The sequence below is a fragment of the Frankia sp. AiPs1 genome (assembly GCF_023716945.1).
Taxonomy (GTDB): Bacteria; Actinomycetota; Actinomycetes; order Frankiales; family Frankiaceae; genus Frankia.
The window spans coordinates 1-5,663 of sequence record NZ_JAMQQF010000389.1 but is presented as its reverse complement, the minus strand read 5'-3'; the positions used below and the strand labels follow the sequence as shown (position 1 = coordinate 5,663).

3 protein-coding genes and 1 pseudogene are annotated in these 5,663 nt (G+C 71.4%); all 4 read left to right on the top strand.

What is annotated here, in order from left to right:
• The first annotated feature begins 270 nt into the window (after positions 1-270).
• The gene (gene hisS / locus ND748_RS23615) at positions 271-1,593 is read left to right on the top strand and encodes a histidine--tRNA ligase (protein ID WP_251748152.1); all 1,323 of its coding nucleotides are present in this window, start codon (positions 271-273) and stop codon (positions 1,591-1,593) included.
• A 675-nt stretch (positions 1,594-2,268) separates the two neighbouring features.
• Entirely contained in the window at positions 2,269-3,003 is a 735-nt protein-coding gene (gene thyX / locus ND748_RS23610) for an FAD-dependent thymidylate synthase (RefSeq protein WP_374216011.1), read from the top strand.
• A 37-nt stretch (positions 3,004-3,040) separates the two neighbouring features.
• A complete protein-coding gene (locus tag ND748_RS23605; protein ID WP_251748150.1) occupies positions 3,041-5,470 on the top strand; it encodes a phosphoketolase in 2,430 nt (809 codons plus the stop codon).
• Positions 5,471-5,517: 47 nt separating this feature from the next.
• A pseudogene (locus tag ND748_RS23600) lies at positions 5,518-5,663 on the top strand (acetate/propionate family kinase); the annotation flags it as partial.

Sequence of the window (5,663 nt, the reverse complement as noted above, 5' to 3'; positions counted from 1 at the left end):
GGCCCGGACGGCGCGGTCGCGCGCGACGCGGAGATCGAGGCACCGGTGGGCCGCCGGTCCTGACCGGCGCGGGCGTGCCGCCTGCCGGCTCGGGGCCCGATGGAGAAGGGGCCCCGTCCCGGCGGGACGGTCCGGGTGATCCGCGGGGTAGGGTGCAACGCATGCGTCGTCTCGTTCGACATCGGTGAGCCCCGCCCAGGGACGCGGTCGGCCGCGCCCGGGGACCGCAGGTGCCCGTCCGTTCGAGATCGATGAGGAGACCTCCCGGCGATGAGTGACGCGCCGATCGTCCGCCCCCTGCCCGTCAGCGGCTTCCCGGAATGGCTGCCCGAGGTCCGAATCGTCGAGCAGCGCTGGCTCGACACGATCCGGGCGACCTTCGAGCGTTACGGCTTCTGCTCGGTGGAGACGCCGTCGGTCGAGGCCCTGGACGTGCTCACCGCGAAGGGCGAGACCTCCCAGGAGGTCTACACGCTGCGCCGCCTGCAGGCCGACGCGGACGACGACAGCGCCCGGCTCGGCCTGCACTTCGACCTGACCGTGCCGTTCGCCCGGTACGTGGCCGCGCACTTCAACGAGCTGGTCTTCCCGTTCAAGCGCTACCAGATGCAGCGGGTGTGGCGCGGCGAGCGGCCCCAGGAGGGCCGCTTCCGCGAGTTCACCCAGTGCGACATCGACGTCATCAACGTCGACCGGGTGCCCCTGCACTTCGACGCCGAGCTGCCCCGGATCGTCCACGAGGTACTCGGCACCCTGGGCGTCCCGCCCTGGACTCTCAACATCAACAATCGCAAGGTGCTGCAGGGGTTCTACGAGGGGCTGGGGATCGGCGATCCGCTCGCGGTGATCCGGATCGCGGACAAGATGGACAAGGTCGGCCCCGACGGCGTCGCGAACCTGCTGGGCGCCCAGGCGGGGCTCGACGCGGACCAGGTTCGGGCCTGCCTGGATCTCGCCGCGATTCGGGCGACGGGTCCCGGGGTCGTCGACGAGGTGCGCCGCCTCGGCGTGAAGTCGGATCTGCTCACCGAGGGTCTCGACGAGCTCGCCCAGGTCCTCGACGATCTCGCCGACCTGCCCACGGGCAGTGTGGTCGCGGACCTGTCGATCGCCCGCGGCCTCGACTACTACACCGGCACGGTCTACGAGGCGAAGTTCGTCGACTGGCCCGACTTCGGCAGCATCTGCTCCGGTGGCCGGTACGAGAACCTCGCCGGCTCGTTCATCCGCCGTAGCCTCCCCGGGGTCGGCATCTCCATCGGCCTGACCCGCATCTTCGCCAAGCTCCTCGCCGAGGGCCTGCTGCCGAGCGGCCCGGCGAGCCCCGCCGACGTGCTCGTGGTGATCCCCGCCGCGCAGCGCCGGGCGGCGGCGCTGGCCACCGCGACCGCGCTGCGGGCCCGCGGGCTGAAGGTCGAGACCTACCACCAGCCGGACAAGCTCGCCAAGCAGGTCCGCTACGCCGCCCGCAAGGGCATCGGCTTCGTCTGGTTCCCGCCCTTCGACGAGGGGCGGGAGCACGAGGTCAAGAACATGGCGACCGGTGACCAGGGCGTCGCCGACCCCGCTGCCTGGACCCCCACCTCGGCCTGACCTCCGAAGTCGGCCTGACCTCCACGGGATGCGCGCGGCGGGTGGGCCGCCGCGCCATCTCGGGGGAGGGCTGCCCGCCGCGACGTGGCTGGGCGGCCGGGGATTGACGGGGGCGGAGACCCCCGACCGCGCCAGGCCACGTCGCGCGAGCGGGCACTGCGACTCCTCGCCGTTGGGGACTGACGAGGCGTCCACCACCGGTGTACCACGCCCGCGCCGACCCCCAATCCCCGTGCGCCGATCGCGTGACCGGACGGGTAAGTGGGTGCCGACACGGGCCGCGTTGGGCGATTGCTGGCCGGCTCGACTGATTGCTGACCGGCTCGACTGATTGCGCATCGCCGCGCCGCTTCCGACGCGGCGGTGGGTCACAGCCGCCGGCGATGCGCGGTGCAGCCGACAACCATCGACCGCCCGGCCTTGCCCGTCGACCGCACCGGTCCTGCCGGTGCGCAGGTGGGTTCGCGAGGTCCGGCGCACGCCGAGCCCTCTGGGCGTCTACCGTGGTCGCAGTCCGCGCCGGGGCAACAGGCGCCCCGGGGTTCGCGGTGGGTGATGGAGGTGGCAGTGTCTGAGCCGGCGTCCGAACCGACTCCCGGGACGGCGTCCCAGGCGGTACCCGGCGCGGCGACGCCGGTGCCCGCGGTGGCGCCCGCCGGCCCGGCGACCACCCGGCTGCGGGTCCAGGTGATCGCGAAGACCGAGTTCCTCCCGCCGGCGGACGTGCCGTGGAGCACCGACGCGGACGGCGGCCAGGCGCTGGCGGAGTTCGCCGGCCGGGCCTGCTACCAGAGTTGGAGCAAGCCCAATCCGGCGACCGCGACCAACGCCGGCTACCTGCGCCACATTCTCGACGTGGGGCACCTGTCGGTGCTCGAACACGGCACCGTCTCGCTCTACCTCACCGGCGTCTCGCGTAGCCTCACCCACGAGCTGGTCCGGCACCGGCATTTCTCGTACAGCCAGTTGTCCCAGCGTTACGTCCCCGAGCGCGACGCGGCGATCGTCGAGCCCGAGGTCGTGGCCGGCGACCCGGAGCTGCACGCCCTGTTCGAGCAGGCGGCGGCGGCGTCCCTGGAGGCGTACGGCCGGCTGCTGGAGGGGTTGGAGAAGCGGTTCGCCGACATTGCTGCCCCCACCTCGCGGCGCAAGCAGGCTCGGCAGGCCGCCCGCTCGGTTCTGATGAACGCGACCGAGACTCGCATCGTCGTCACCGGGAACTATCGGGCCTGGCGGCATTTCATCGCGATGCGTGCCAGCGAGCATGCCGACGTGGAGATTCGCGGTCTCGCCGTCACGATCCTGCGCGAGCTGCAGGCGGTGGCGCCCAACGTCTTCGCGGATTTCCGGATCTCCGCCCTGGACGACGGCACGGAAGTCGCCTCCAGCCCGTTGGTCGGGGAGGGTTGAGGCTGCCGGCGCCCGCCGGCCGAAGGAGGAGCAGCGGATGACCGGTGTCGTTGACGCAGCGCGGCGGGACGACTCGGACGAGGCCTCGGGACCGCTGTCTGCCGCGGAGCTCGACCTGCTCAACGCCTACTGGCGGGCGGCGAACTACCTGTCAGTCGGCCAGATCTACCTGCTGGACAACGTGCTGCTCACCGAGCCGCTGCGCGCCGAGCACGTCAAGCCGCGCCTGCTGGGGCACTGGGGTACCACGCCGGGGCTCAACCTGATCTACGCTCACCTGAACCGGCTGATCCGCCGCCTCGACCTCAATGTCGTCTACGTCATCGGCCCGGGGCACGGCGGCCCCGGAATCGTGGCGAACGCCTACCTCGAAGGCACCTACAGCGAGGTCTATCCCTCGATCGGCCAGGATGCCGACGGACTGCGCCGGCTGTTCCGCCAGTTCTCCTTCCCGGGCGGCATCCCCAGCCATGTCGCCCCGGAGGTGCCCGGTTCCTTCCACGAAGGTGGCGAGCTCGGCTACGTGCTCACCCATGCCTTCGGCGCCGCCTTCGACAATCCCGACCTGGTGGTCTGCGCGGTCGTCGGCGACGGCGAGGCGGAGACGGGGCCGCTGGCCGCGAGCTGGCATTCCAACAAGTTCCTCGATCCGGCCCGTGACGGCGCGGTTCTGCCGATCCTGCACCTCAACGGTTACAAGATCGCCGAGCCGACGGTGCTGGCCCGCATCCCCGAGTCCGAGCTCGACGAGCTGCTGCGCGGCTACGGCTACCGGCCGTACCACGTCACCGGCGACGACCCGGCCGTGGTGCACCAGCGGATGGCGGGGGTGCTGGACGAGGCCCTCGCAGAGATCCAGGCGATCCAGTACCGCGCCCGGGAACAGGGCGAGACCGCCCGGCCGGCTTGGCCGGTGATCGTCCTGCGCACCCCAAAAGGCTGGACGGGCCCCGCCGTCGTCGACGGCAACCAGGTCGAGGGCACCTGGCGCTCCCATCAGGTGCCCGTCGCCGGGGTGCATGACAATCCCGAGCACCTCGCCCAGCTCGAGTCGTGGCTGCGCAGCTACCGCCCGCAGGAGCTGTTCGACGCCGCCGGCCGGCTGGTGGGCGAGCTTGCGGCGCTCGCCCCGACGGGCCACCGGCGGATGAGCGCCAACCCGCACGCCAACGGTGGCGAGCTGCTGCGTGACCTGACCCTGCCGGACTTCCGCGACTACGCCGTCGACGTCACCGCGCCGGGCACCACCCTGACCGAGCCGACCCGCCTGCTCGGCCAGTTCCTGCGCGATGTGATGGCGGCCAACCCGACCACGTTCCGGGTCATGGGCCCCGACGAGACGGCGTCGAACCGGCTCGGCGCCCTGTTCGAGGTGACGAACCGGGCCTGGAACGCGCGGATCGAGCCGGGCGACGACCACCTCGCCGTCGACGGCCGGGTGATGGAGGTGCTCTCCGAGCACCTGTGTCAGGGCTGGCTGGAGGGTTACCTGCTCACCGGCCGGCACGGGCTGTTCTCCTGCTACGAGGCGTTCATCCACATCGTCGACTCGATGGTCAACCAGCACGCCAAATGGCTCAAGACCACCCGGGGAATCCCCTGGCGGCGGCCGATCGCCTCGCTGAACTACCTGCTGACCAGCCACGTCTGGCGGCAGGATCACAACGGTTTCTCGCACCAGGACCCCGGGTTCATCGACCACGTCGTGAACAAGAAGGCCGAGGTCGTCCGGGTGTACCTGCCGCCGGACGCCAACACCCTGCTTTCCGTCGGTGACCACTGCCTGCGCAGCCGGCACTACATCAACGTGATCGTGGCGGGCAAGCAGCCGGCGCTGAACTTCCTGTCGATGCCCGAGGCGATCGCGCACTGCACGCGCGGCCTGGGCATCTGGGACTGGGCGAGCAACGACCACCTGACTGGCGGGGACGGCCCGACTGGCGGGGACGGCCTGCCCGACGTCGTGATGGCCTGCGCGGGCGACATTCCGACCCTGGAGACGCTGGCGGCCGTCGACATCCTGCGCCAGCACTTCCCGAGCCTCAAGGTCCGCGTCGTCAACGTCGTCGACCTGATGTGCCTGCAGGACTCCGCCGAGCATCCGCACGGCATCTCCGACGCCCGCTTCGACGCGCTGTTCACCACCGACCGCCCGGTCATCTTCGCGTACCACGGCTACCCCTGGCTGATCCACCGGCTCACCTACCGCCGCCGTAACCATCAGAACCTGCACGTGCGCGGCTACATCGAGGAGGGGACGACCACCACCCCCTTCGACATGGTCATGCTCAACAACCTGGACCGCTTCCACCTCGTCGCCGACGTCATCGACCGGGTACCGAGCCTGGGCGCCCGGGCCGCCCACGTCCGCCAGCGGATGGTCGACGCCCGGCTCGCCGCCCGCGCCTACACCCGCGACCACGGCGAGGACGACCCGGCAATCCGCGACTGGACCTGGCCGTACTGACGGTGACTGGTCCGAAGGAGGCCGTTGCGGTGGTGACCGGTTCGGCGGTGAACGTCCTGGTGGTCAATGCCGGTTCCGCCAGCCTCAAGCTGCGGCTGGTCGGCCCGGCGGACACCCTGCTCGCCGCCCGGGACCTCGCCACCCCGGCCGGCCGCGCCGACCAGGCCGAGCTCGCCGCGGCACTGGGCGAGCT

Excerpts from the sequence above, each read along its gene's own strand:
- hisS (WP_251748152.1), top strand. The coding sequence starts at position 271 with ATGAGTGACGCGCCGATCGTCCGCCCCCTGCCCGTCAGCGGCTTCCCG.
- ND748_RS23605 (WP_251748150.1), top strand. The coding sequence starts at position 3,041 with ATGACCGGTGTCGTTGACGCAGCGCGGCGGGACGACTCGGACGAGGCC.